General features: G+C 72.3%; 21 protein-coding genes and 2 tRNA genes. 3 read left to right on the plus strand and 20 right to left on the minus strand.

The features are described 5' to 3' along the window. Positions 1–26: 26 nt before the first annotated feature. The 4 genes from ACQ9ZG_RS09650 to leuS all read right to left on the minus strand — a co-directional run bounded on the left by ACQ9ZG_RS09650 (position 27) and on the right by leuS (position 6,439). Positions 27–938 (minus strand): ComEA family DNA-binding protein, encoded by a 912-nt coding sequence (locus ACQ9ZG_RS09650; RefSeq protein ID WP_499280284.1) that lies wholly within the window; start codon positions 936–938, stop codon positions 27–29. A gap of 473 nt (positions 939–1,411) precedes the next feature. Continuing rightward, on the minus strand, positions 1,412–2,257 hold the full coding sequence (locus tag ACQ9ZG_RS09655) for a DegV family protein (RefSeq protein WP_084995679.1): 846 nt from the start codon (positions 2,255–2,257) through the stop codon (positions 1,412–1,414). 232 nt (positions 2,258–2,489) lie between these two features. Next, positions 2,490–3,272: a hypothetical protein gene (locus ACQ9ZG_RS09660; RefSeq protein ID WP_499280285.1), complete on the minus strand. Its 783-nt coding sequence runs from the start codon at positions 3,270–3,272 to the stop codon at positions 2,490–2,492. A gap of 293 nt (positions 3,273–3,565) precedes the next feature. Next, positions 3,566–6,439, minus strand: coding sequence for a leucine--tRNA ligase (gene leuS / locus ACQ9ZG_RS09665; protein ID WP_109916367.1), 2,874 nt, complete (start codon positions 6,437–6,439; stop codon positions 3,566–3,568). A 507-nt stretch (positions 6,440–6,946) separates the two neighbouring features. On the opposite strand from leuS, the gene ACQ9ZG_RS09670 reads away from it, so the two are divergent. Both ACQ9ZG_RS09670 and ACQ9ZG_RS09675 read left to right on the plus strand, forming a co-directional pair. Further along, positions 6,947–8,560, plus strand: coding sequence for a ferric reductase-like transmembrane domain-containing protein (locus ACQ9ZG_RS09670; protein WP_499280286.1), 1,614 nt, complete (start codon positions 6,947–6,949; stop codon positions 8,558–8,560). Continuing rightward, positions 8,557–10,134, plus strand: a complete 1,578-nt coding sequence (locus tag ACQ9ZG_RS09675) for an NADH-ubiquinone oxidoreductase-F iron-sulfur binding region domain-containing protein (RefSeq protein WP_386699360.1) — start codon at positions 8,557–8,559, stop codon at positions 10,132–10,134. The genes ACQ9ZG_RS09670 and ACQ9ZG_RS09675 overlap by 4 nt, the downstream gene beginning before the upstream one ends. Positions 10,135–10,193: 59 nt before the next feature. On the opposite strand, the gene ACQ9ZG_RS09680 is transcribed toward ACQ9ZG_RS09675, so the two are convergent. The 10 genes from ACQ9ZG_RS09680 to ACQ9ZG_RS09725 form a co-directional block, all read right to left on the minus strand. Continuing rightward, positions 10,194–10,266: transfer RNA gene (locus tag ACQ9ZG_RS09680), tRNA-Ala, on the minus strand. A 148-nt stretch (positions 10,267–10,414) separates the two neighbouring features. Next, positions 10,415–10,648: a hypothetical protein gene (locus ACQ9ZG_RS09685; RefSeq protein ID WP_018487125.1), complete on the minus strand. Its 234-nt coding sequence runs from the start codon at positions 10,646–10,648 to the stop codon at positions 10,415–10,417. Positions 10,649–10,651: 3 nt separating this feature from the next. Next, positions 10,652–10,840, minus strand: a complete 189-nt coding sequence (locus ACQ9ZG_RS09690) for a hypothetical protein (protein ID WP_109915354.1) — start codon at positions 10,838–10,840, stop codon at positions 10,652–10,654. A 186-nt stretch (positions 10,841–11,026) separates the two neighbouring features. Continuing rightward, positions 11,027–11,099 (minus strand) — tRNA-Ala (locus tag ACQ9ZG_RS09695). Between the two features lie 194 nt (positions 11,100–11,293). Beyond that, positions 11,294–11,947, minus strand: coding sequence for a histidine phosphatase family protein (locus ACQ9ZG_RS09700; RefSeq protein WP_028415230.1), 654 nt, complete (start codon positions 11,945–11,947; stop codon positions 11,294–11,296). Then, positions 11,944–12,375, minus strand: coding sequence for a ribosome silencing factor (gene rsfS / locus ACQ9ZG_RS09705; RefSeq protein ID WP_028415229.1), 432 nt, complete (start codon positions 12,373–12,375; stop codon positions 11,944–11,946). Before rsfS ends, ACQ9ZG_RS09700 begins: the two co-directional genes overlap by 4 nt. A gap of 191 nt (positions 12,376–12,566) precedes the next feature. Beyond that, the gene (locus ACQ9ZG_RS09710; RefSeq protein ID WP_109915353.1) at positions 12,567–14,429 is read right to left on the minus strand and encodes an LCP family protein; all 1,863 of its coding nucleotides are present in this window, start codon (positions 14,427–14,429) and stop codon (positions 12,567–12,569) included. A gap of 19 nt (positions 14,430–14,448) precedes the next feature. After that, positions 14,449–15,066 carry a nicotinate-nucleotide adenylyltransferase gene (nadD, locus tag ACQ9ZG_RS09715; protein WP_026237369.1) on the minus strand — a complete coding sequence of 206 codons (618 nt, stop codon included), beginning with the start codon at positions 15,064–15,066 and terminating at the stop codon, positions 14,449–14,451. A gap of 38 nt (positions 15,067–15,104) precedes the next feature. Further along, on the minus strand, positions 15,105–15,266 hold the full coding sequence (locus ACQ9ZG_RS09720) for a hypothetical protein (RefSeq protein WP_018487130.1): 162 nt from the start codon (positions 15,264–15,266) through the stop codon (positions 15,105–15,107). 84 nt (positions 15,267–15,350) lie between these two features. Continuing rightward, the gene (locus ACQ9ZG_RS09725) at positions 15,351–15,503 is read right to left on the minus strand and encodes a hypothetical protein (RefSeq protein WP_018487131.1); all 153 of its coding nucleotides are present in this window, start codon (positions 15,501–15,503) and stop codon (positions 15,351–15,353) included. A 111-nt stretch (positions 15,504–15,614) separates the two neighbouring features. Here ACQ9ZG_RS09725 and ACQ9ZG_RS09730 point away from each other — a divergent pair, with 111 nt between their 5' ends. Beyond that, on the plus strand, positions 15,615–16,742 hold the full coding sequence (locus ACQ9ZG_RS09730) for a M48 family metallopeptidase (protein ID WP_028415227.1): 1,128 nt from the start codon (positions 15,615–15,617) through the stop codon (positions 16,740–16,742). On the opposite strand, the gene ACQ9ZG_RS09735 is transcribed toward ACQ9ZG_RS09730, so the two are convergent. The 6 genes from ACQ9ZG_RS09735 to ACQ9ZG_RS09760 form a co-directional block, all read right to left on the minus strand. Beyond that, positions 16,675–17,850: an SCO2583 family membrane protein gene (locus tag ACQ9ZG_RS09735; protein ID WP_499280290.1), complete on the minus strand. Its 1,176-nt coding sequence runs from the start codon at positions 17,848–17,850 to the stop codon at positions 16,675–16,677. The genes ACQ9ZG_RS09730 and ACQ9ZG_RS09735 overlap by 68 nt on opposite strands. 236 nt (positions 17,851–18,086) lie before the next feature. Continuing rightward, positions 18,087–18,644: an SCO2584 family spore wall biosynthesis protein gene (locus tag ACQ9ZG_RS09740; RefSeq protein ID WP_018487134.1), complete on the minus strand. Its 558-nt coding sequence runs from the start codon at positions 18,642–18,644 to the stop codon at positions 18,087–18,089. 54 nt (positions 18,645–18,698) lie between these two features. Continuing rightward, the gene (locus tag ACQ9ZG_RS09745) at positions 18,699–19,982 is read right to left on the minus strand and encodes a glutamate-5-semialdehyde dehydrogenase (protein ID WP_018487135.1); all 1,284 of its coding nucleotides are present in this window, start codon (positions 19,980–19,982) and stop codon (positions 18,699–18,701) included. Between the two features lie 97 nt (positions 19,983–20,079). Then, on the minus strand, positions 20,080–20,571 hold the full coding sequence (locus ACQ9ZG_RS09750; RefSeq protein ID WP_028415225.1) for a DUF8830 family protein: 492 nt from the start codon (positions 20,569–20,571) through the stop codon (positions 20,080–20,082). A 127-nt stretch (positions 20,572–20,698) separates the two neighbouring features. Continuing rightward, complete coding sequence (gene proB / locus ACQ9ZG_RS09755; protein ID WP_018487137.1) at positions 20,699–21,817, minus strand: glutamate 5-kinase; 1,119 nt, start codon at positions 21,815–21,817, stop codon at positions 20,699–20,701. 456 nt (positions 21,818–22,273) lie between these two features. After that, complete coding sequence (locus ACQ9ZG_RS09760; RefSeq protein WP_109916290.1) at positions 22,274–23,515, minus strand: glycosyltransferase family 2 protein; 1,242 nt, start codon at positions 23,513–23,515, stop codon at positions 22,274–22,276. Between the last annotated feature and the right edge of the window lie 38 nt (positions 23,516–23,553).

Here is a 23,553-nt window from a genome sequence, read left to right on the forward strand (position 1 = left end):
CGCCGCGGGCTTCGCCCCGACGCCGCTCACGGCTGCACGAGCGGCCGGAGGTCGGCGAACCGGCGGTCGCCGATACCGCTGACCTGCCGAAGCTCGTCGACGGACCGGAATCCGCCGCTCTCCGTGCGGTGGTCGATGATGTGCTGCGCCAGCACCGGCCCGACCCCCGGCAGGGTTTCGAGCTGCTCCTTGGTCGCCGTGCTCAGACTCAGCGGTGCCGCCGGACCGGACGGTCCCGATGCACCCGCCGCCCTGCCCGTCACACCGGGGGCAGCCTGGTCGACCGGTGCCTGGGGCAGCCCTACCCGGACCTGCTCACCGTCCATGAGCACGCGCGCCCGGTTGAGCCCCGTGACATCGGCCCCGGCGCGCACCCCGCCCGCCGCCCGCAGCGCGTCCGCCACCCTGGAACCGGCCGGGAGGCGCTGGACGCCCGGCCGGTGCACCTTGCCCGCGACATCCACGACGATCTCCCCGGGCGGTTCGGGAGGAGGCGAGGGCGGTGCGCCCGCGACCGGACGGGGCACCGCGCCCCCGGCTCCGGCCCGTAACGGCTCATCGGTCACCGCCGCGTCCCCCACCCCCACGGCCTCCGGCACCCGGACCTCCTCCGGGCGTACGGACCAGAAGTGGAAGGCGGCGAGGCCGACGGCCACCAGCAGCACCAGGGTCAGGGCCGCGAGCGTCCGTGGCGCCAGGCCTCCTCTGAGCCGTACCCACAACAGAGCCCGGTCCCGGAGCCGCGCGGCCTCCCACCCCCGCGCCCGCTCCGGAGTTGGGTCAGGAACCGGCCCCGGCACCGGCCCCGGCCTCAGCTCCGGCTCCCGCACCAGCGCTTGCCCGCCGGACCGCTCGGGCCCCTGCTCGTGCTCCTGGGCGCTCGCCCCCGCCCCGTCCTCACGCAGCGGGTACGTCTCCGGGACCGGCGCGGCCGCCATCAGCGCGTCCGCCCGCCGTCGAGCCGCCGCCGCGGCAAGGGCTGCCCGCCCTCGCGCGGACCCCCTCCCGCCGGAACGGACACGGGTGTTCGCCCCGGACCGAACCCCGGGGCGAACACCCGCCCGGCCGCTCGGACGGATGCCGGGCCCCCGGCGCACCCGACGCCCGGCCGCGGGAGCACGTTCGGCAGCGGCCGCCGCTTCCGCACCGCCGGAAGCCGGGGAGGACGACGGACCCGACGACTCAGGCGGCTGAGCCAGCTGGGCCGGCTGAGCCGGACAGGGGCGCTGGGGCGGACGAGGCAGCGGGAATGTGGTGGGCGCGTGGTCGGGAGACAGCGCCCGAGGAGTTCGAAGGGCCATGCCTCACGACGTTAGGCACCACCGCGAGAACCCGCTGAGCAGGCCCGATTCCTGTGGACAACAGGCCGGTTGTGGATATCCCGGTCACCCGTGCGAGGGTTCCGGAGCCGTCACCGGGGCGAGATCACCGCGCCCAGCAGCCCCGGCCCCGTGTGCGCCCCGATCACCGCGCCCACCTCGCTGACATGGAGGTCGGCCAGGCCCGGCACCCGTTCCCGCAACCGCTCCGCCAGGCGCTCCGCCCGCTCCGGCGCGGCGAGGTGGTGGACGGCGATGTCCACCGTCGCCCCACCGGCCCGCTCCGCCACGATCTCCTCCAGGCGGGCGATGGCCTTGGAGGCCGTCCGGACCTTCTCCAGCATCTCGATCCGGCCGCCGTCGAGTTGCAGGATCGGCTTCACCGCGAGCGCGGACCCCAGCAGGGCCTGAGCCGTGCCGATACGGCCGCCCCGGCGGAGGTACTCCAGGGTGTCGACGTAGAAGTAGGCGGAGGTCCCGGCGGCCCGCTTCTCCGCCGCCGCCACGGCCTCGTCCAGGCTGCCGCCCGCCTCCGCGCTCTCCGCCGCCGCGAGCGCGCAGAACCCCAGGGCCATGGCGACCATCCCGGTGTCCACCACCCGTACCGGGATCGGCGCGTCCTTGGCCGCCAGCAACGCGGCGTCGTACGTGCCCGAGAACTCCGCCGACAGGTGCAGCGAGACCAGCGCGTCGGCCCCGGCCTCGGCCGCCGCCCGGTAGGTCGCGGCGAAGACCTCGGGGCTGGGGCGGGAGGTGGTGACGGAGTGGCGTTTCTGCAGGGCCTGGGCGAGCGAGCGGGCCGAGATCTCCGTGCCCTCCTCCAGCGCCTGATCGCCCAGGACGACGGTCAGCGGCACCGCGGTGATGCCGTGCCGTTCCATCGTCCGGGGCGGCAGATAGGCCGTTGAATCAGTGACGACAGCGACATGGCGGGACATGTGCCGGAGGTTACCCGCAGAGGTGGGAGTCCGGGAGTCCGGCCCCGGTCATCCGATCATCGACGGTCACTTCGGAACGCGTCCTGTCACCCTCGGCCACCGGCATCCGGTCGTCTCGGCCACAGCAGGACGTCGCCCTCAGCCACGGCAGCACAGAACCCCGGGGCCCCAGAGCGGAGGACGGCACTCGGCCATGAACAGGGCTGACTGTCGCGCAGCCCCGCCCCCGCCGTCAGTTGGTCGTCTCCGGCCTGGCCGACTTCTGCCACGGATACCGCGTCCCCAGCCGGGGGTCCGGCGCGGTGATCGCCTGCGGGGCGCCCTCGCGGGCCGGGCCGCCCCAGGACTCGTCCGCCGTGCTGCCGCCGCCCGCTCCGGCGGGCGGCGCGGGCCACTCCGCCCCGGCGTCGGCCCCGGCGCCCCGGCCACGGGAGGTGGCCTCTCCACCGGAGGCAGCCCCCGGCCGCTCCTCCATCGTCCAGTGCCGCAGGGCCCCCGCCTCGATGTCGATCTGCGCGTTGAGCGCGTCCAGGTCACCGTCGGCGAACTGCCGGGCGCGGTCCCGGGCCGCCCAGCGCAGCGAGTCCGCCGAGTGCGTGATGCGCTGCGTGCGCTCCCGCAGCTGCGGAAGCAGACCGGAGACCGTCGCCCGGTCGGGCTCGCGCTCCAGGCGCTTCAGCTCCTCGTCCAGCTCCAGGCCGTGGGCGCTCAGCCGCCGGAAGAGGTCCACCGACTCCGCGAGCGAGGGGTCCTCCGCGACTCCGGCGTGCAGGGCGTCCTGGGTGGCGCGCATCGACGTGCGCAGGGAGAGCCGGAGCTGTGCCAGCTCACCGGCCACGCCTGTCTGGCCGAAGCTCTTGGCCCGGAGCGTGGTGTCCTCCACCGTGCGCCGGGCCTGCGTGATCGTGCGGTCCATCCCGCGCTTGGCCGCGCCGACGGCCTTGACCGTCAGATAGACGCCCAACGCGACGAACGCGACGAAGAGCAGCGCCAGGATCGTGATCGCGGCTTCCATGAATGCCCCTCGCTGTCTCGATGCGGCCCGCCGGTACCGGTCGCCCCCTCCACCGTAAACGGAACGGGCAGGTTGGGGGTTCCCTCGGAACCCCCAACCTGCCCGTAGGGGATGGCCCTGATCACGCGGGACAGCCGCTCACGGCGAGCGTGAGACCCCGGCGACCGTCACGTCCGGGTGATCGTCCTGTCCGGGTGATCGTCGTGTCCCGGCGGTCGTCACGTCCGAATCCGTCGCACGTCCGGAGCGGTCGTCGCACGTCGGAAGCGGTCGTCACGCGTCCGATGCGGTCGTCACGCGGGGACGATGTTCACCAGCTTCGGCGCGCGCACGATCACCTTGCGGATCCCGGCCCCGCCCAGCGCCGCGACGACCGCCTCGTCCGCCAGGGCCAGCGCCTCCAGTTCCTCGTCCGTGATGGAGGGCGGGATCTCCAGGCGGGCCCGGACCTTGCCCTTGATCTGAACGACGCAGGTGACGGTCTCGTCGACCACGTACGCCGGGTCGGCCACCGGGAAGTCCTGGTGGACGACGGAGTCGCTGTGGCCCAGTCGGCGCCACAGCTCCTCCGCGATGTGCGGGGCCAGCGGGGCGATCAGCAGGACCAGCCGCTCGGCCACGGACCGCGACAGCGGGCCGCCCGCCTTCGTCAGGTGGTTGTTCAGCTCGGTGACCTTGGCGATGGCGGTGTTGAACCGCATCGCCGCCATGTCCTGGCCGACCCCGTCGATGGCCTTGTGCAGGGCGCGCAGGGTGTCCTCACCGGGCTCCGTGTCGACGACGGTGACCTCGCCGGTCTCCTCGTCGACCACGTTGCGCCACAGCCGTTGCAGCAGCCGGTACTGGCCGACCACGGCACGCGTGTCCCAGGGGCGCGACACGTCGAGCGGGCCCATGGCCATCTCGTACAGGCGCAGGGTGTCGGCGCCGTACTCCGCGCAGATCTCGTCGGGCGTGACCGCGTTCTTCAGGGACTTGCCCATCTTGCCCAGCACGCGGCTGACCTTCTCGCCCTGGTAGAAGAACGCGCCGTCGCGCTCCTCCACCTCGGCGGCGGGGACGGCGATACCCCGGCTGTCGCGGTAGACGAAGGCCTGGATCATGCCCTGGTTGTACAGCTTGTGGAACGGCTCGGCGGAGGAGATGTGGCCCAGGTCGTACAGCACCTTGGACCAGAAACGGGCGTACAGCAGGTGCAGTACGGCATGCTCGGCGCCGCCCACGTACAGGTCGACACCACCCGTGGGCCGGCCCTCGCGCGGGCCCATCCAGTACTGCTCGATCTCCGGGTCGACCAGCTGCCGCTCGTTGTTCGGGTCCAGGTAGCGCAGCTCGTACCAGCAGGAACCGGCCCAGTTGGGCATGGTGTTGGTCTCGCGGCGGTACTTCTTCGGACCGGAGCCGTCGCCCAGGTCCAGCGTCACGTTCACCCAGTCCGCGTTGCGCGACAGCGGGGTCTCGGGCTGGGCCGAGGCGTCCTCGGGGTCGAAGGTGCGCGGCGCGTAGTCCTCGACCTCCGGCAGCTCCAGGGGCAGCATCGACTCGGGCAGCGGGTGGGCGATGCCGTCCTCGTCGTACACGATCGGGAAGGGCTCGCCCCAGTAGCGCTGGCGGCTGAACAGCCAGTCGCGCAGCCGGAAGTTGACGGTGCCCTCACCGACGCCGTGCTCCCGCAGCCACTCGGTGATCCTCGCCTTGGCCTCGACGACGCCCAGGCCGTCCAGCGAGATCTCGTCGTTGGCGGAGTTGACCAGCTTCGCGTCGTACGAGCTGAAGGCGTCGTCCCAGGTGGCGGGGTCGGTGCCACGGTCGTCGGACGGCTGGACGACACAGCGCATCGGCAGCTCGAAGGCGCGCGCGAAGGCGAAGTCGCGTGCGTCGTGCGCCGGTACGGCCATGATCGCGCCGGTGCCGTACCCCATCAGGACGTAGTCCGCGATGAAGACGGGGACCTTCTCACCGCTGACGGGGTTGGTGGCGTACGCGCCGGTGAAGACACCGGTCTTGTCCTTGGCCTCGGCCTGCCGCTCGACGTCGGACTTGGCGGCGGCCTGCTTGCGGTACGCGGTGACGGCCTCGGCCGGGGTCGCGTGGCCACCGGTCCACACCGGGTGGGTGCCCTCGGGCCAGGCGGCCGGAATGATCCGCTCCACCATGTCGTGCTCGGGGGCCAGCACCATGTACGTGGCGCCGAACAGGGTGTCCTGGCGGGTGGTGAAGACGGTGATGCCGCCCGCGCTGTCGACCGGGAACTCGACCCGGGCGCCTTCGGAGCGGCCGATCCAGTTGCGCTGCTGCAGCTTGATGGCGTCGGGCCAGTCCAGCCCGTCCAGATCGTCCAGCAGCCGGTCGGCGTAGGCGGTGATGCGCATGTTCCACTGGCGCAGCTTGGCCTTGAAGACGGGGAAGTTGCCGCGCTCGGAGCGGCCGTCGGCGGTGACCTCCTCGTTGGCCAGCACGGTGCCCAGGCCGGGCGCCCAGTTGACGGGGGCGTCGGAGGCGTACGCCAGGCGGTACCCGCCCAGCAGGTCGGCGCGCTCGGCGGCGCTCAGGGCGCCCCACTCACGGCCGTCGGGCGTGGCACGGGTGCCGTTCTCGAACTGCTCGACCAGCTCGGCGATCGGACGGGCCCGGTCGGCCTCGGTGTCATACCAGGAGTTGAAGATCTGCAGGAAGATCCACTGCGTCCACTTGTAGTAGTCGGAGTCGATCGTCGCGAAGGAGCGGCGCTTGTCGTGGCCCAGACCCAGCCGGCGCAGCTGGACCTTCATGTTCTCCATGTTGGCCTCGGTGGAGACCCGGGGGTGCGTGCCGGTCTGGACGGCGTACTGCTCGGCGGGCAGGCCGAACGCGTCGAAGCCCAGGGTGTGCAGCACGTTGTGGCCGGTCATGCGCTGGTGGCGGGCGTAGACGTCGGTGGCGATGTAGCCCAGCGGGTGGCCGACGTGCAGCCCCGCGCCCGAGGGGTACGGGAACATGTCCATGATGAACTTCTTGGGCTTGGCGGCCAGCTCCGGGTCGCCCGCCAGGTCACCGGTCGGGTTCGGCGCCTCGTACGTCCCCTCGGCGTCCCAGAAGTCCTGCCAGCGTGCCTCGATGTCGGCGGCCATCGCCGCCGTGTAGCGGTGCGGCGCGGCCGTCTCGGCAGCGGAATTCGTCTCGCTCATGATCCTCAAAGCTCCATCGATCGTCATCTGCCGGGAAACGAAAAATCCCCTCGCACAGGAGGGGACGCCGCGCTGACTCCGACCAGGCGTTCTCACCGGTCGGAACTGTTCAGCGCGGCTCGCTAAGCAGAAGGCGTACGGCACGCATGGCGTCAGGGTACCGCACGTGCCCGGAAGGCAGCGGGGAGCGACCGGAGGGCGGACGCCGCTCCATCGAGGGCGCCCGGAAAGCCCCGCAGTGCGCGAAAGCGGGTCCCGTGCGCGCGGAAGCGGGCTCCGTGGCGCTCGGCAACGGTCCTGGGAGGCCGGAAAAGCGGCCTCCTGAAGGCGTGGGACGGAGAGGTTACTCGGCGTACCGACTTCTATCGGGGCAACCGAGCAAAGCCCGTACCGGTTGGTATGGGGCGCCCTAGCATGCGGCAACGGGACCGCTTTGCCGAACTATTCGGAGTCGCCCCCATGAACCCTCATCGCAAGATCCGCGTATCCCCCTCCATGAGCCCCGGAATGAGTCGGCCGGTACAAGGCGGTCTGACTGTCGTCACGTTGGTATTCATCCCTCTGCTCGCCGTCGCGGGGAGCGACGCCTTGCGCGCAACCCTCGATTTCACCACCGGCGTCCTGTCGCTGGTGTCGCTCAGCGCGGCCGTCGCCTGGGGCCTGCTGGCCACGGACCGGCTGTTCCTCTCCACGCGGCAGCGGATCGTCTGCCAGGGCGTCCACCGGGCCACCGCCGTGGCCGCGCTCGGCTTCCTGCTGCTGCACGGCACCGTGAAGGTCGCCCTCGGCCATGTCTCCCTGATCGGTGCCCTCATACCCTTCGGTCTGGGTGTCACGGGAACGGCGGGGCTGATCGGCTTCGGCTCGCTGGCCGGGCTGCTGATGGTGGTCACGGCCGCGACCGGCGCCCTGCGCAGCGCGTTCGCGCAGCCTCCCCCCACCGCCACCCGGCTCGGGCAGTCGCTGGGCGCCCCCAGGGAGGCGGGCGGGATCGCGGGACGGTGGCGCGCCCTGCACGCGCTGGCCTACCCGGCCTGGTGCGCGGCGCTGATCCACGGCCTGTACGCGGGACGGCCCCCGGCCACCTGGGTCGTCGTGATGTACGGGCTCTGCCTCACCGGCGTCGCCGGCGCCCTGTGCCTGCGGCTGCTGCCCCGCCCGACGAAGCGCCGGATCACCGACCGGCTCGCCGCGCTGCTCGACCCGGACGCGGGCTTCGACATGCCGGACCCGGTGCTGCGCGGCCCCGTACGGTCCGGCCCGGAGCGCGAGGGGCCACCCGGCGGCCCCATGGGGTGGCGTGCGCCGGAGGGGGAGGTGCGGGGCACCCCGGTGCGCCCGCGCACGCTCTCGGCTCCACCGATGCCCCCGCCCGTGCGGCTCTCCGGCTCGTACGGGACCCAACCCCCGCACGGGATGCGGCCCCTGGACGAGACACAGCCCCTGCCGTACGAGACGCGCCCCCTCCACGGGGCATCGCCTCCGCGCGAGACGTCGCCTCTCCACGGGACCCGGCCGCCGTACGAGACGCGGTCGCTGCACGAAGCGCCGACGGAGGTGCGGTACGGGACGGAGCCGTCGTACGGGTTCCCGTCCCCGGTGTACGAGCCGCCGCCGCGCCCCTCCGACCGGCTCGCCGACGGCCCTGCGGGCGGGCCCGGCATCTCGGCCGGATACCGCGCCGTCTCGCAGGCGGGCGGCCCCTCGCGCGCCCAGGACGCCCGGTGGCCCGCCCCCTCCCCCGCACCGCCCGCACAGGCCCACCACGGCCCGCCGGGGGCCGAGCACACCTACGCGCCCCCGCAGGAACCACCGCTGTACACACCGCCGGTCCATACGGAGCCGCCGCTCCACACCACGCCTCCCTCTGGCGCACCGATCCACGGCACAGCCGAATCGACGCCTTCTTTCGACACCGCTCCGATAGGCGCAGCCGGTCCCGCCGAGGCGACGCCCTCCCCCTACCGGGCGGCGGCCCCGGCCCCCGAGCCCCACACCGGCATACCCACGCCCACGCCCGTATCAAGGTCCACACCCTCGCCCGGCCCCGGAGCCGGACCGTTCTCCGCGCCCCCGGCGGCCGGCGAACCCTGGCACGCACCCGCAGGAGACCGACCGTGAACGTCCCCCTTCCCGATGTGCCCGAGGTCCGCGTCGTCGGCCTGCCGCAACTGACCACCGGATTCGACCTGGTGGAGCGGCTCGACCTCGCCATGCACCTGAAGGTGCACGGGCCCCTCGAACCCGTGACCGGAGAGCGGTTGGCCGAGCTGGCCGAGGCGATATCCCTGCGGGGGCGGGGCGGCGCCGGGTTCCCCTTCGGCAGGAAGCTGCGGGCGGTGGCGAAGGCCTCCATCCGGCGCGGGGTGCGGCCCGTCGTCGTGATCAACGGGAGCGAGGGCGAGCCCGCCTGCCGCAAGGACACCGTCCTGCTCAACCGGGCCCCGCACCTGATCCTGGACGGGGCCCTGCTGGCCGCCGAGGCGCTCGGCGCGCGCACGCTGGTCGTCGCCGTCACCCGTAACTCCACCGAGGTCTCCGTACGCGCGGCGCTCGCCGAGCGCGGCCTCTCCGACCGGCGCGGCCAGCAGCTGCGCGCCCGGGTGGTCCGCACCCCCGAGCGCATGGTCTCCGGCGAGGCGTCCTCGGTGATCCGGGCGGCCAACGGCGGCCCCGCGCTCCCCCCGGGCCGGCGCGAGCGGGCGGCGGAGACCGGGGTCGGCGGCGCCCCGACCCTGCTGTCGAACGCGGAGACGTACGCCCAGCTCGCCGTGGCCGCCCGGATCGGCCCCCGCCGCTACGGGCACACCGGGCTGCCGAGCGAACCGGGCACCGTCCTGCTCACCGTCTCCGGCGACGTGGCACGGCCCATGGTCGTCGAGGTGCCGACCGGAGTGCCGCTGCGGTACGTGCTCCAGCTGGCCGGGGCCCCGCCGCTGCCCCAGGGGGTGCTGACGGGCGGCTACCACGGCAACTGGATCGACGCGGCCGCCTGCCACAACGCGGTCATCTCCCGTGAGTCCCTGGCCACCGTCGGCGGCGCCCTGGGCGCGGGCGCGATCCTGCCGATCGGGCCGGAGACCTGCCCGCTCGGCGAGTCCCTGCGGATCGCCAACTGGCTGGCCGCCGAGACCGCCGGGCAGTGCGGCCCGTGCAAGCTGGGGCTTCCCGCCGCGGCGGGCGGGCTCTCCGACGTGCTGAACGGCGGCGGGCCGGCCGCACTGGAGGCCCTGCGCGAGGTGACCCAGGCCGTGAGGGGGCGGGGGGCGTGCAAGCATCCGGACGGCTCGGCGCGGTTCTTCATGTCGACGCTGTCCGCGTTCACGGACGACCTCGCCGCGCATGTCCTGGACGGCGGCTGCGGCCGTGAGACGGCAGGCGTGCTGCCGCTGCCCGCCACCGGCTACCAGGACCTGGAGGAGTCGATCCCGAGCGGTGAGAAGCTGGCGGTGGACTGGACGCTCTGCCAGGGCCACGGCCTCTGCGCGGACCTGATCCCCGAGCTGGTCCGGCTGGGCCCCGACGGCTATCCGGCGCTGGCGGACGCCTCGGTTCCGGTGCATCTGCGCGGGCGCGCCCAGCGGGCCGTACGGCGCTGCCCGGCGCTGGCGCTCCGGATCGAGCAGTCGGCCGCCGAGCCGCGGCCCGCGCTCCCCGCCGTCAACCGGCGGGCCCTGGGCGGCGGCCGGGGCTGAGTGGGTCGCAACAAGAAAAGAAGCGGGCCACCCGATCCGGGTGGCCCGCTTCTTCACTGTGGAGCTAAGGAGAATTGAACTCCTGACCTCCTGCATGCCATGCAGGCGCTCTACCAACTGAGCTATAGCCCCTTACTGTCTGCCGCCCGGTTCCCCTTGGCGACATCGAGAACATTACACGGTCCCCCCGGTGCTTCACCAAATCGTTTCCAGTGCATGCACATATGCCCGAATTATTCCGCTTGTTGACCCGTCAGCCGCAGGCCAGAGGGGTGGGGCGTCAGGCCGTCGCGAAGGAGTAGAACCGCTTCAGGGTGCAGTGCTCCTCCAGGAGCCGCCCGTAGATCGGCTCCCCCTCCAGCTCCCGGTAGGTCTCGATGGGGTCGCCTTTTATGATCAGCGCCCGCGCGCATTCCTCGCACCAGTACTGGTATTCGGCGTTGATCGGGTCCATGTCCCTGACAATGGGCGTGCCGCTGCCGCACCAGTCGCACTTACGCCTGTGGGCACCCATCAGTCAGCTCCAGCTGTGGCCGCAGGCCGTACACACGTAGGAGACCCCTCCGTTGTCGCCCAGGACCTGGGCCACGTGGGACGAACCACAGGACGGACAGCCGAGCCGGGATCGGTCGTCGGACGTTACGGGGTCGGGTGGCAGGGCGGTGATCAGGGGCAGGCCGGGGACGCGTTCGCGACTCGCAGGCATCGCGCTCCCTCCCGATCGGTCCGTCGCCCCCTCCGGCGCTCCGATTCTGCCATGACCCCGCAAGGGGGTCAGCCCGCTTCACAGGTCCTCGCGGAAGATCCCCACGCGGCGGAGCGGGAGGCCCGGCGCGGTCGGAGGCCCCATGCAGAAGATCCCGCCCCCAGACGGGGACGGGATCTTCGATTGTGGAGCTAAGGAGAATTGAACTCCTGACCTCCTGCATGCCATGCAGGCGCTCTACCAACTGAGCTATAGCCCCGCTGTTCGCTCTGTTTCCCTGCGTTTCCGCGCTGCGAACAAGAAGAACTTTAGCCTGTGACCTGCCGGAAAGTGAAATCCGGCCCCGGGGGCGCTGCCGGGCAGGTCCCAAGACCCCGTCGGGCGGGCCCGGGGCGGTGTCGGGCGGGCCTCACGGCCCCCTCGTCGTCCCCCCGGCGGCCCCGGTCGGGAGCCTTAGTCGTCGTCGCCGAGCACCGGCTCCGGCAGGGTGCCGGCGTTATGCTCCAGCAGGCGCCAGCCGCGCGCGCCCTCGCCCAGGACGGACCAGCAGCAGTTGGTGAGCCCGCCGAGCCCTTCCCAGTGGTGCGCCTCCAGACCCAGCAGCCGGCCGATCGTCGTCCTGATCGTGCCGCCGTGGCTGACCACGACGAGCGTGCCGTCGGCGGGCAGCTTGTCGGCGTGCTCCAGGACGACCGGGGCGGCCCGGTCGGCGACCTCGGTCTCCAGCTCGCCGCCGCCCCTGCGGACCGGCTCGCCGCGCTTCCACGCGGCGTACTCGTCGCCGTACCGCTCGACGATCTCCTCGTGCGTCAGCCCCTGCCAGACCCCCGCGTACGTCTCACGGAGCGCTGCGTCGTGGGAGACGGTGAGGCCGGTGACCGCCGCCAGCTCGGCGGCCGTGGCCGCCGCCCGCCGGAGGTCGGAGGCGACGACGGCGTCGGGCTTCAGCGAGGCGAGCAGCCGGGCGGCCCGGCGGGCCTGCGCGACACCCTCCTCGGTCAGCTCGATGTCCGTGGTGCCCTGGAAGCGGCGCTCCAGGTTCCACGCGGTCTGGCCGTGCCGCCAGAGGACGATCCTGCGGCCCCTGCCGCCGCGACTGCCGTTCAGCTCGGGTCGCCTTCCGTGACGCCGTTGAGCTGTGCGTGCTCCTCGGCCTTGCCGCGGGTCTTGACCGCGTCCTCGGGAAGGGCGATCTCCGGGCAGTCCTTCCACAGGCGCTCCAGCGCGTAGAAGACGCGCTCCTCGCTGTGCTGGACGTGGATGACGATGTCGACGTAGTCGAGGAGGATCCAGCGGGCGTCGCGGTCGCCCTCGCGGCGCACCGGCTTGGCGCCCAGCTCCTTCTGGAGCCGCTCCTCGATCTCGTCGACGATCGACTTGACCTGGCGGTCGTTGGGGGCCGAGGCCAGCAGGAAGGCGTCGGTGATCGACAGCACATCGCTGACGTCGTAGGCGATGATGTCGTGCGCGAGCCGGTCGGCGGCCGCCTGGGCGGCGGCGTTGATGAGCTCGATGGAGCGGTCCGTGGCGGTCACATGCAGGCTTTCGTCGGCGGTCGGATACAACCCCCAGGGTCTCACGGACCGCCGACAACCCTTCCCTCCCGCCGACGGTGGCCCTCGCGGACTGCCGGCGTCGGCCTGCCACCACCTGCCGACGCCGGCCTTACCGCCTCCGGGTCTCCGGACTTCCGGGCTTCCGGACTTCCGGACCTACGGACCTACGGCTACTTGATCTTGTAGTTCTGGCCGAGCACGGCGGACACGTCCGCGTTGGCCGCCGGTTCGCCCTGTTTCACGGCCCCGGCGGACAGCCCCAGGGTCTTGGCGACCTCCGTGGCCTTCTCCTTGTCCCCGGCGCTCCCGTAGATCACGACGGACTCGGCCTCGTCGTCGGCCTTGCCGCTGTCCACGAAGGCGTAACCGCCGTTGACCAACGTGATCCGGGCGGACTCCGCGGCCTTGGCGTTCCCCGTCGCGTTGCGGACGGCGACCCTGAGGGGGGCGCCCTCCTCCGGAGCCTTCACCGAGCCGCCGAGGACGTCCTTGACGACGCTTCGGGTGGCCGCGTCGGTGAGCGTGCCGTCGTCCTGGACCGGCAGCAGCATCGTCTTGTAGTCACCGATCTTGGCCCGCGACGCCAGCTTGGCGAGCGAGGCGCCGAGGTCCTTCTCCGGCAGTGACGGGTCCAGGACCTGGGCCAGCGTCTCCACGGTGACGGTCGCGGCCTTGGGGTCCTCCGAGATCTTGCGCAGCACCGCGCGCATGACCTCCCCGAACCGGTTCAGCTGCTTGGCCTCGGCCTCCCCGGGGGCCAGGTAGGTGGCGTACGCGACGGCCATCGGGCCGCTGAGCGTCTGCGCCTCCCCCTTCCTCACCAGGGGGTCGGCGCCCTTCTTGGCATCGGGAACATCGATGTCGGTGTCCATCTCGATGTTGCCGACCTGCTCGACGAGGATCTCCAGATACGGGGTGTCCAGCCGCCAGGTGCCGCTGATCTTCGTACCCAGGAGGGTCTCGACGGCCTCCCGGGTGCCGCTCCGGCCGTCGTCGTCGACGGACTTGCCGAGCGTGATGGTGGTCCCGTCGTCGCCCGCCACGGCCAGGGTGTTGGGCAGCAGGACGGTGGTGCCCTGCTTGGTGGTGACGTTGTCGACGAGGAGGGCCGTCGACGTGCCGCCCTTCTTGGTGTTGTGCAGGTGGACCACGATCACGTCGCGCTGCTGGGCACCGGCGGCGACGGTCTTCTTCTCCTCCTTGCCGGAGAGGCCGGGGATCAGATCGGCGGACCAGAGGTAGCCGACGCCGCCGACCACCACGAGGACGGCCACGACGATCAGCGCGATCATCCGGTTGCGGCCCTTTCGCCGGGCCTCCTCGCGCCGCTCGCTGCGGCTCTCGGTGAACTTCAGCCAGTCGATGACGTCTTCGGAGTCCTCGTCGGGCTCCTCGATGAACGAGAACTGCTCGGTGCGGTAGTCCGGGGCGGGACGGCGCTGCCCGGGAACGGCGGAATCCGCCTCGGTCTCCGCCTCCGACGACGGGCCGAAGACCCCCTCGGACGCCCGGTCGGGCGCGGGCCGGGCTGTCTGCCGCTGCTCCTGCTGGGCCGCGTGCTGAGGCGCCTGTTCCGGTACGGGGGCGGTGCCCTGCTGCGGGATGTTCCACTGCCCGGTGTCGACGGCGGCGGGCTGCTGCCCGGTGGCGTAGCCGTAGTCGGTGTAGCCGCCGTACCCGTAACCCTGCGCCTGGCCCTGGCTCTGCCCGTGCCCCTGGGCGTACCCCTGGTCGCTGCCGCTCCGGTCCTGGTGCTGCTGTTGCTGCTGCGCGTAGGGGTCGTACGGCTGGGCCTGGGGCTGCTCGGACTGCTGGGGCTGGTTGTACGGGTCGTAGCCGTACCCCGGGTCCGTGACGTGGCCCTGTGTCTGTGCCTGCCCCTGGCCCTGCTGGGCGGCGTAGGGGTCGTACTGCTGCCCGCCCTGCTCCTGCCCGTGCTGCTGGTACACCGGCTGCCCGTACTCGTCGTAACCGATGATCTGCGGCTGCTGGTAGTACGGGTCGTGGCCGTACGGGTTCTGTCGGTCGTTCACCGGTGCCCCTCTCCGTGGCTCAGTCGCCGCGGTACAGCTGGCGCTTGTCGATGTAGCGGACCACGCCGTCCGGCACCAGGTACCAGACCGGCTCCCCCTGCGCGACCCTCTCACGGCAGTCCGTGGACGAGATCGCCAGCGCCGGCACCTCCACGAGGGAGACACCGCCTTCGGGAAGTCCGTCGTCCGTGAGCACGTGACCCGGCCGGGTCACACCGATGAAGTGGGAGAGCGAGAACAGCTCCTCCGCGTCGCGCCAGGTGAGGATCTGGGCGAGCGCGTCGGCGCCGGTGATGAAGAAGAGGTCCGCGTCGCCGTGGACCTCGCGCAGGTCCCGCAGCGTATCGATGGTGTACGTCGGTCCGCCACGGTCGATGTCACTGCGGCTGACCGAGAACTGCGGATTGGACGCGGTGGCGATGACCGTCATCAGATAGCGGTCCTCGGCCGGGGAGACCTTCTTGTGGCTCTTCTGCCACGGCTGCCCGGTCGGGACGAACACGACCTCGTCGAGATGGAACTGGGCGGCCACTTCACTGGCCGCCACCAGGTGTCCGTGGTGGATCGGGTCGAATGTCCCGCCCATGACGCCGACGCGGCGTTTGCCGGGGCCGGTAGGCACTTCCTGCTCTCCCATGCGTGCAGAGCCTACTGGCACAGCTGTACGCCTCTGTCTCAGCGGTCGCGGTTGAAGCGGGTGGTGACCCAGAGCAGGAACATCAGCGCGAGGAAGGCAAGGCCGCCGATGAGGTAGGGGCTGAGGCTTTCGTGGTTGCCGCCGCCCTCACCTCCGGAGGCGAGGGTGACCAGCTCGTGTGCGGTGCTCGTGAGGCTCATCTTCGGCAGGACCTATCGATCGTGAGGCGGAAGGAAGACGTCGGGCACATCGTATGCGGGGCCTTCGGGCACGCTCACGCCGACTCAGTCGTTGTCGTCGTTGTTGCGGTATCCGCGCAGCAGGAACCAGGCCAGCAGCACCGCTCCGACGATCGAGACCAGCAGCACGATCCGGAGGGTGGCCCCCGGTCCCTGTTCCGCGGAAGCGGCAGCCAGGGTTACGGCGATGTGCGGCATTTCGGGCGCTCCTCAAAGTTATCCACAGCCCCCCGCACACCGTAGCGCCAGCACCTACGCTGGGTTTTGTCCGGGGGGCGAGCAACGTCTCGTACGAACAGGGGGCCATCCATGACCGACATCAGTCACGAGAACGTGCCGAGCAGGGCGCGCAGGCGATTCCCCGGGATCTCGTCCCGGGCCTACGAGCACCCGGCGGACCGCTCGGCCCTGGTGGCGCTGCGCAGACTCACCGGTTTCGACACCGTGTTCAAGGCGCTCAGCGGGCTGCTCCCGGAGCGGAGCCTGCGGCTGCTCTTCCTCTCCGACTCCGTCCGGGTGAGCGAGGCGCAGTTCGCCCACCTCCACGACATGCTGCGCGACGCGTGTTACATCCTGGACCTGGAGAAGGTCCCGCCGATGTACGTCAAGCAGGACCCTCAGCCCAACGCCATGTGCATCGGGATGGACGAGCCGATCATCGTGGTCACCACCGGCCTGGTCGAGCTGCTCGACGAGGAGGAGATGCGGGCGGTGGTGGGCCACGAGGTGGGCCACGCCCTCTCCGGCCACTCGGTGTACCGGACGATCCTGCTCTTCCTCACCAACCTGGCCGTGAAGGTCGCCTGGATCCCGCTGGGGAACGTGGCGATCATGGCGATCGTGACGGCGCTGCGCGAGTGGTTCCGCAAGTCGGAGCTCTCCGCCGACCGGGCCGGTCTGCTGGTGGGCCAGGACATCCAGGCGTCGATGCGCGGTCTGATGAAGATCGCCGGTGGCAACCACCTCCATCAGATGAACGTGGACGCCTTCCTCGCCCAGGCCGACGAGTACGAGAAGGGCGGGGATCTGCGGGACTCGGTCCTCAAGATCCTCAATGTGCTGCCCCGGTCGCACCCCTTCACCACGGTGCGGGCCGCCGAGCTGAAGAAGTGGTCGGAGACCCGCGACTTCCAGCGGATCATGGACGGCCACTACCCCCGGCGCGACGAGGACAAGGACACCTCGGTCTCGGACTCCTTCCGGGAGTCGGCCTCGCACTACGCCGACACGGTGCGGACGAGCAAGGACCCGCTGATGAAGCTGGTCGGTGACATCGCCGGGGGCGCCGGGGACCTGGGCGGCAAGCTGCGCGACAAGTTCACCGGTGGCGGCGGTGGGGCCAAGGGCGGTGCGGGCGGTTCAGGTTCCGCTACGACGGATGGGGGCGGTAGTCCCGAAGGGCCGCAGAGCCCTGAGGAGGGGCCTCGGAAGGGGTAGCTCCACCGGGCGCGCCCGAGGCGCCCGAGGCGGCCGGTGTGGGGGTGGCCAGGGGTGCCAGGGTGCCGCAGAGCGCCGCCGCGGGCCGGCCCGGGGCGTACGGGTCGGTGGCCGCCGGGCCCCGGGCGTCGGCCCGCTCCCCCGCCAGGAGCGGCCGCAGCGTCCCGGTCGCGCCGGCCGAGCAGGACTGCGGTCCGGCCTGTACGTGGGCGGTGCGCAGCTCCAGCCGGTGCAGGCGCAGGTCCTCCCGGTCGAGGCGGAAGCGCACCTCTCGCCGGACGGTGAAAAGGGAGGCGCCGTCCTCCTCGGCCGTGGTGCCCGCCGGGCGCAGGGCGTAGGTGAAGGTGTGGTCCGAGACGATCTCCAGGGTGCCCGCGCCGTCCTCGGCGTACGAGAGGGTGCCCTGGACCCGGACCTGGGGGTCGGCCAGCTCCACCTGGGCCGGGTCGAAGCGCACCAGCCAGCCGGTGGCGGCGTGGAGCCCGTCGTCGGCGGGGCTGCTCAGGGACCGTTCGAACTGGCCCCGCTGGTCGGGGTCGAGGAGCTGCTCGACGGGGCGGCGGACCTGGCCGGTGAGGACGGCCGGGTTGAGCGAGGACTCCACCAGGTAGTCCTTGACGGTGGCGAGGGCGGTGGTGATCTGGCTGTCGGAGAAGTTCTGCGTACGCCGCACGGAGGGGAAGTTGATGCCGGCCGCGCCGGCGCGGAAGCCGGAGAGCGGGGCGGCCCGGTAGAGCTGCTCGGGTGATCCGGCGGGGACGGGGCCGCGGGGGGCGAGGGGCACGACGGTGGTGCGCAGCGGTTCGGCCCGGCGGGTGACGGGCTGCGGGTAGGGGTTGCGGAAGCCGATGTAGACGGCCGTGGCGAAGGCCAGGGCGATGAGGACGACCAGCACGATGGCGGCCCGGGAGCCGTGGCCGGTCGGGGCCACCGGTTCCGGCAGCGTGCGCACCGCGCGGGCGGGCTCGCCCATCCGCTCCTGCGCCGAGAACTCCTGCACACGGGCACTGCGGATGAACGATTCGTCGAAGACGAGCGAGCCGTACTCGTCCTCGCCGCCCTCGGGGTTCTCGGGCGGGCCGTTCGGCGGTTCTGAGCGGCCTGTCATGACGTCTCTCCCGCCATCTCCGCACCACCGGTCTGCTCGGTGCGCCACGGTCTGCTTCGGCCGTCGGGCGTCCGGCAGCGAGAAGCCCCCCGGAAGCGAGGGGTCACATCTTCAGAGTAGGTCGATCGGCGGTGACGTAAACGCGGAGAGCGGCGGGAAGTGGCGGCGGCCGACACCGCCGTACGGGTGACGGGCGGGCCGATCCCCCGGTGCGGGGTGCGCGGCGCGGGAGCGGCTCAGGGAGTGGAGGGGGTGGCGGAGACCGTGGGGCGGGAGTGGTCCACGGCGGCCGGTGGAATCGCCCCGGGCTGGTCCACCCCGCTGGTGGCGGGCGGCACCACCTGGTCCTCGCGGTTCGCGGAGGCGGTGCGGTGGGCGGCGGAGAAGGCGAGGCCGACCATGCCGACGCCCATCACGAGGGCCAGGAGCCACGCAACCGGGCGGTGCCAGCGGGCGGCGCCCCGGTAGCCGGCGGGACCGTAGGAGCCGGAGTCGTCGTGGTCGTCGGGGTCGTAGTCGAGGTCCTGCGGGTCGTGCGGGGGCCGGGGGCGGCGGTGGGAGCCGTACTCGCCGTCCGTGGGGCGGCGGCTGCGGCGGGCCCGGGCGGCGTCGGCCTGGGCCCGGGCCTCCGCGGCGGCGAGCAGGCGCTCCACGGCGGTGGGCTCATGGACGACGGCGGCCCGGACGAAGTCCTCGTCGAACACCACGGAGGCGAAGTCCTTGTCCGCGCCCCCGCGGTCGTCGTCAGGCTCCCAGCCGTCCGGGAACGGCTTGCCCCCCACGTCGTCCGGCACGGATTCAGCGTAGCCGTGCCGGGACCTTTTGGGCAGGCGCTCCGGAAAGTCGGGCTACCGGGTGTGCCCGTCGCCGGTGACGATGTACTTCGTGGAGGTCAGCTCCGGCAGGCCCATCGGGCCCCTGGCGTGCAGCTTCTGGGTGGAGATGCCGATCTCCGCGCCGAAGCCGAACTGCCCCCCGTCGGTGAAGCGCGTCGAGGCGTTGACGGCGACCGTGGTGGAGTCGACCAGTTGGGTGAACCGGCGGGCGGCGGCCTGCGAGGTGGTCACGATGGCCTCGGTGTGGCCGGAGGACCAGAGGCGGATGTGGGCCACGGCCGCGTCCAGGGAGTCCACGACCGCCGCCGCGATGTCGTACGAGAGGTACTCGGTCTCCCAGTCCTCGGTCGTCGCCGGGACCACGGTGGCCTTGGTCCCCTCGGCGCGGGCGAGGACGTGCTCGTCGCCGTGGACGGTGACCCCGGCCTCGGCCAGGGCGTCCAGGGCGAGCGGCAGGAAGGCGTCCGCGACGTCCTTGTGGACGAGCAGGGTCTCGGCGGCGTTGCAGACGCTGGGGCGCTGGGCCTTGGAGTTGACCAGGATGTCGACCGCCATGGACAGGTCCGTCTCGGCGTCGACGTAGACGTGGCAGTTGCCGGTGCCGGTCTCGATGACGGGGACCGTGGACTCCTCGACGACCGTACGGATCAGGGAGGCGCCGCCGCGCGGGATGAGGACGTCGACCAGGCCGCGGGCCCGCATCAGCTCCCGTACGGAGTCGCGGCTCTCGCCCGGGACGAGCTGGACCGCGTCGGCGGGGAGGCCCGAGCCGCCGACGGCGTCGCGCAGGACGCGGACCAGGGCGGTGTTGGAGGCGTACGCGGAGGAGGAGCCGCGCAGCAGGACCGCGTTGCCGGACTTGAGGCAGAGGGCGGCCGCGTCCACGGTGACGTTGGGGCGGGCCTCGTAGATGATGCCGACCACGCCGAGGGGGACGCGGACCTGGCGCAGGTCGATGCCGTTGGGCAGGGTCGAGCCGCGCACCACCTCACCGACCGGGTCGGGCAGCGCGGCCACGTCCCGTACATCGGCGGCGATGGCCCGGATGCGCTCCGGGGTGAGGGTGAGCCGGTCGATGATGCCCTCGCTCGTGCCGGCCTCGCGGGCCCGCTCGACGTCCTGCGCGTTGGCCTCGACGATCTCGGCGGTCCGCACTTCGAGGGCGTCCGCGATGGCCAGCAGCGCGTCGTCCTTGGCAGCGCGCGGAAGTGGCGCGATATCTGCGGCGGCGGCGCGGGCCCGGTAGGCGGTCTGCGCGACCGGGGACAGGTTGTCGTAGGGCGAGAGCGTGGTCATGCCCGCAGGGTAATGCGCGCTCTGCGGGCATACGGCACGTATCCCGTGATGCGAGACGGCCGACCCGAGGGGCGGACGTCTCGCGTCACCCGGCCTTTCAGTACGGGTGCACGCCGACGGGGGCGGCGGGCGGTGGCCCGTACCCCTCGGCGATGCGCTGGTGGTAGGTCTCGCGGTCGATCACTTCCAGGCCGACGATCTTCCACGGCGGCAGCTGGGCGCTGGAGCGGTGCTCGCCCCACAGCCGCAGGGCGACGGCGGCGGCGTCGTGCAGGTCGCGGGCCTCTTCCCAGTAGCGGATCTCCGCGTGGTCGGCTGCGTAACGGCTGGTCAGCAGGAAGGGATGGTCGTGCGCGAGCTGTTCCAGACCGCGTCTGACCTCCCGCAGCGGGGTCTCGGCCCCCGAGACGCTGAGGGTGATGTGCCAGAGCTTCGACTGCGGGCGGTCCTCCTGGCGCTCCGGCACCGGCTCCTGGTCGGCAGTGCCTCCCAGGGGCGGGTTCCGGTCGAAACCGGTGCCCGCTCCGACGCTCGTCAGGGCGCGGCTGCCCGTGCCTCGGGGCGACGCCCCCGGGCGCGCTCGTCTCACCGGCGGCCTCCTGTGATGTGTTGCTGTGCGGTCCCCTGTTTCCCCGCTACAAAGTGGACCAGTCAACGGCCGGGCGTGGGGCGGTTTTGGTAAAGGTCCCTGCCCGATGGCGGGACTTTCAGCCGTTTCAGGGGGTGAGGCGCGGCACGAGGATGACCAGATCGTCCCTGTGTACGACCTCGCGCTCGTAGGCGGGACCCAGCTCACGGGCGAGATCGCGGGTGGAGCGGCCGAGCAGCTGGGGGATCTCCTTCGCGTCGAAGTTGACGAGTCCGCGGGCGACGGGGGTGCCGCGCAGGTCGCGCAGCTCCACCGGGTCGCCGGCGCTGAACTCGCCCTCGACGGCGGAGATCCCGGCGGGCAGCAACGAGGTGCGGCGCTCCACCACGGCCCGTACGGCGCCGTCGTCGAGGGTGAGCGCGCCCTGCGGGGTGGAGGCGTGGGCGAGCCAGAGCAGCCGGTCGGCGGAGCGGCGGCCGGTGCGGTGGAAGTACGTCCCGGTGTCGCGGCCGGCGAGGGCGTCGGCGGCCCGGCTGGCGGAGGTGAGGACGACGGGGACCCCGGCGGCGGTGGCGATGTTGGCGGCCTCGACCTTGGTGACCATGCCGCCGGTGCCCACGCCCGCCTTGCCGGCGCTGCCGATGGTGACGCCCGCGAGGTCGCCGGGGCCGGTGACCTCGGCGATGCGGGAGGCGCCGGGGGTGCCGGGCGGGCCGTCGTAGAGGCCGTCGACGTCGGAGAGGAGGACGAGGAGGTCGGCGTGGACGAGGTGGGCGACGAGGGCGGCGAGCCGGTCGTTGTCACCGAAGCGGATCTCGTCGGTGGCGACGGTGTCGTTCTCGTTGACGACGGGGACGGCGCCCATCTCCAGGAGCTTGTCGAGGGTGCTGAAGGCGTTGCGGTAGTGGGCGCGGCGGCTGGTGTCGTCGGCGGTGAGGAGCACCTGGCCGACGCGGACGCCGTAGCGGGCGAAGGAGGCGGTGTAGCGGGCGACCAGGAGGCCCTGGCCGACGCTGGCGGCGGCCTGCTGGCGGGCGAGGTCCTTGGGGCGGCGGACCAGGCCGAGCGGGGCGAGTCCGGCGGCGATGGCCCCGCTGGAGACGAGGACGACCTCGCGCTCGCCGCCGTCCCTGACCTTGGCCAGGACGTCGACGAGGGCGTCGACCCGGTCCGCGTCCAGGCCGCCGGAGGCGGTGGTGAGCGAGGAGGAGCCGACCTTGACCACGATCCTGCGGGCACCGGTCACCTCCGCCCGCCGTCCGGAGTCACCCCGGTCGGAGGGTGTGCGGAGTGCGCCTTCGAATTCGCTTGCCCCTGACACGTACGCCCGTCCCCATCATGTCGTCCTCATCGGCGCCCACAATCTACGCGAGGCGTCGGCGGGGCGCCGATCCGTCTCAGCGCGGGGGGTAGGACGCCCTCCGGGACGGGTCCGTCGCCCCTCCGGCCGGGCGGCCCCGGTCCGCCCGGGGACCGGTGCCGCCCGGGGCCCGCGACCGACGAACCGTCCCGCGGTGCCTGGCCGGCAGGGGGTTCCAGGAGGGGGAGGGCATCGGCTGTCCCCCGATGTTCCCGGACGGCGCGGCGTCCGCGCTCACGGGGCGCGTGGAGTCACCCCCTGGGGCCTGTCGTCAGACTGCCGTCGTCGCCCGGACGGCAGGCGGCAGGCGGCAGGCGGCAGGCGGCAGTCTGACGACAGGCCCTAGGCCCGGCGCGGGACGTGGAGCGCGGTCCGGAGCGCCCCGGCCGTCCGGCGGGCCTTGCGCCTCAGGCGCCGTACGAAGACGGCCGCGGTCTGCGGCTCCGGCGCCACCGGTTTCCCGCCGCCGATCCGTTCCGGCACGGTCAGCTCGTACACCGCGTCCGGCAGCCCCGCGGCGTCCCCGAAGTGCGGGTAGGTGAGGTGGAGCCGGCCGCGCAGGCCCTTGCGGACCGCCTTCGGCTTCTTCTTGTCCTTCAGGAACCGCAGGATGTCCAGCAGGAGATCGAGCCGCCCCTCGGCCACGCAGGTCAGCCGCAGCCTCTCCTGGACCTTGAGCCGGCGCGCCAGCCCCGGCGTCCAGTAGGCCCGCATCAGCGGGGCCGCCAGCTCCAGCTTGTGCTTCCGCACCGCCTCGCTCTGACCGAGCAGGACGGGGCCGAACTGCGGGAGCAGCGTGATGACGAAGGGCCGGACCATCAGGGTGTCGCGCCGCGGGCCCGGGGGGACATGGTCGGCGATGAGCTTCATGAGCGCCCTGGCCGAGTCGAACCGCAGCTCGTAGCCGCCGCTCTTGGTGAGCTGCTTGCCGTCCTCCCGGCCCACCAGGTAGTAGCAGGTGTAGTCCGCGACGACGGAGACCCCGTCGCCGCGCAGATACGCCTCCATGGTGAAGAGGGCGTCCTCGCCGGTCCGCAGCTTCTCGTCGAAGCTCATGCCGAGCCGCACGAGAAGGTCGCGCCGGAACAGTTTCTGCGCGCTCAGGGTGAACTTGATGGCGGAGTCGAAGAGATCGGCGCGCTCGACGGTCTCGCCCCACATCGACTTGGCCGCACTGCGGTCGACGCCGACGATCTTTCCGAGGACCACGTCCGTGCCCGCCCGGTCGCCCATGGCGACCATGCGTTCCAGGGCCTCTTCACCGAAGTAGTCGTCGGCGTCGAGAAAGAAGACGTACCGGCCCCGGGCCAGCCCGAGGCCGAGGTTGCGCGGGCCGCTGGGGCCGCCGGAGTTCTCCTGCCGGACGACCCGCATGGGGATCGCCGTCCGGGCGGCGAACTCCTCCAGGTATTCGCCGGTGCCGTCCGTGGAGCCGTCGTCGACCGCGACGATCTCCATGCGTCCGGGTCCGATCGTCTGCGCGTCCACCGACTCCAGACACCGGATCAGATAGGGCATCGCTTCATACGCCCCGATGATCACACTGACATCGGGCTCGTGGTTCGTCCTGGGCATGTCGGCCATATCCACCCGCCGATTTGATCACGAGGGAAGGAGATTTG

Origin of the sequence: Streptomyces araujoniae, assembly GCF_050871195.1 — a bacterium.
GTDB lineage: Bacteria > Actinomycetota > Actinomycetes > Streptomycetales > Streptomycetaceae > Streptomyces > Streptomyces bacillaris.

Coding starts and splice junctions, on each gene's coding strand:
- ACQ9ZG_RS09650 (WP_499280284.1), bottom strand. CDS start 938: ATGGCGGCCGCGCCGGTCCCGGAGACGTACCCGCTGCGTGAGGACGGG.
- ACQ9ZG_RS09655 (WP_084995679.1), bottom strand. CDS start 2,257: ATGTCCCGCCATGTCGCTGTCGTCACTGATTCAACGGCCTATCTGCCG.
- ACQ9ZG_RS09660 (WP_499280285.1), bottom strand. CDS start 3,272: ATGGAAGCCGCGATCACGATCCTGGCGCTGCTCTTCGTCGCGTTCGTC.
- leuS (WP_109916367.1), bottom strand. CDS start 6,439: ATGAGCGAGACGAATTCCGCTGCCGAGACGGCCGCGCCGCACCGCTAC.
- ACQ9ZG_RS09670 (WP_499280286.1), top strand. CDS start 6,947: ATGAGTCGGCCGGTACAAGGCGGTCTGACTGTCGTCACGTTGGTATTC.
- ACQ9ZG_RS09685 (WP_018487125.1), bottom strand. CDS start 10,648: ATGGGTGCCCACAGGCGTAAGTGCGACTGGTGCGGCAGCGGCACGCCC.
- ACQ9ZG_RS09690 (WP_109915354.1), bottom strand. CDS start 10,840: ATGCCTGCGAGTCGCGAACGCGTCCCCGGCCTGCCCCTGATCACCGCC.
- nadD (WP_026237369.1), bottom strand. CDS start 15,066: ATGGGAGAGCAGGAAGTGCCTACCGGCCCCGGCAAACGCCGCGTCGGC.
- ACQ9ZG_RS09720 (WP_018487130.1), bottom strand. CDS start 15,266: ATGAGCCTCACGAGCACCGCACACGAGCTGGTCACCCTCGCCTCCGGA.
- ACQ9ZG_RS09725 (WP_018487131.1), bottom strand. CDS start 15,503: ATGCCGCACATCGCCGTAACCCTGGCTGCCGCTTCCGCGGAACAGGGA.
- ACQ9ZG_RS09730 (WP_028415227.1), top strand. CDS start 15,615: ATGACCGACATCAGTCACGAGAACGTGCCGAGCAGGGCGCGCAGGCGA.
- ACQ9ZG_RS09735 (WP_499280290.1), bottom strand. CDS start 17,850: ATGACAGGCCGCTCAGAACCGCCGAACGGCCCGCCCGAGAACCCCGAG.
- ACQ9ZG_RS09745 (WP_018487135.1), bottom strand. CDS start 19,982: ATGACCACGCTCTCGCCCTACGACAACCTGTCCCCGGTCGCGCAGACC.
- ACQ9ZG_RS09760 (WP_109916290.1), bottom strand. CDS start 23,515: ATGGCCGACATGCCCAGGACGAACCACGAGCCCGATGTCAGTGTGATC.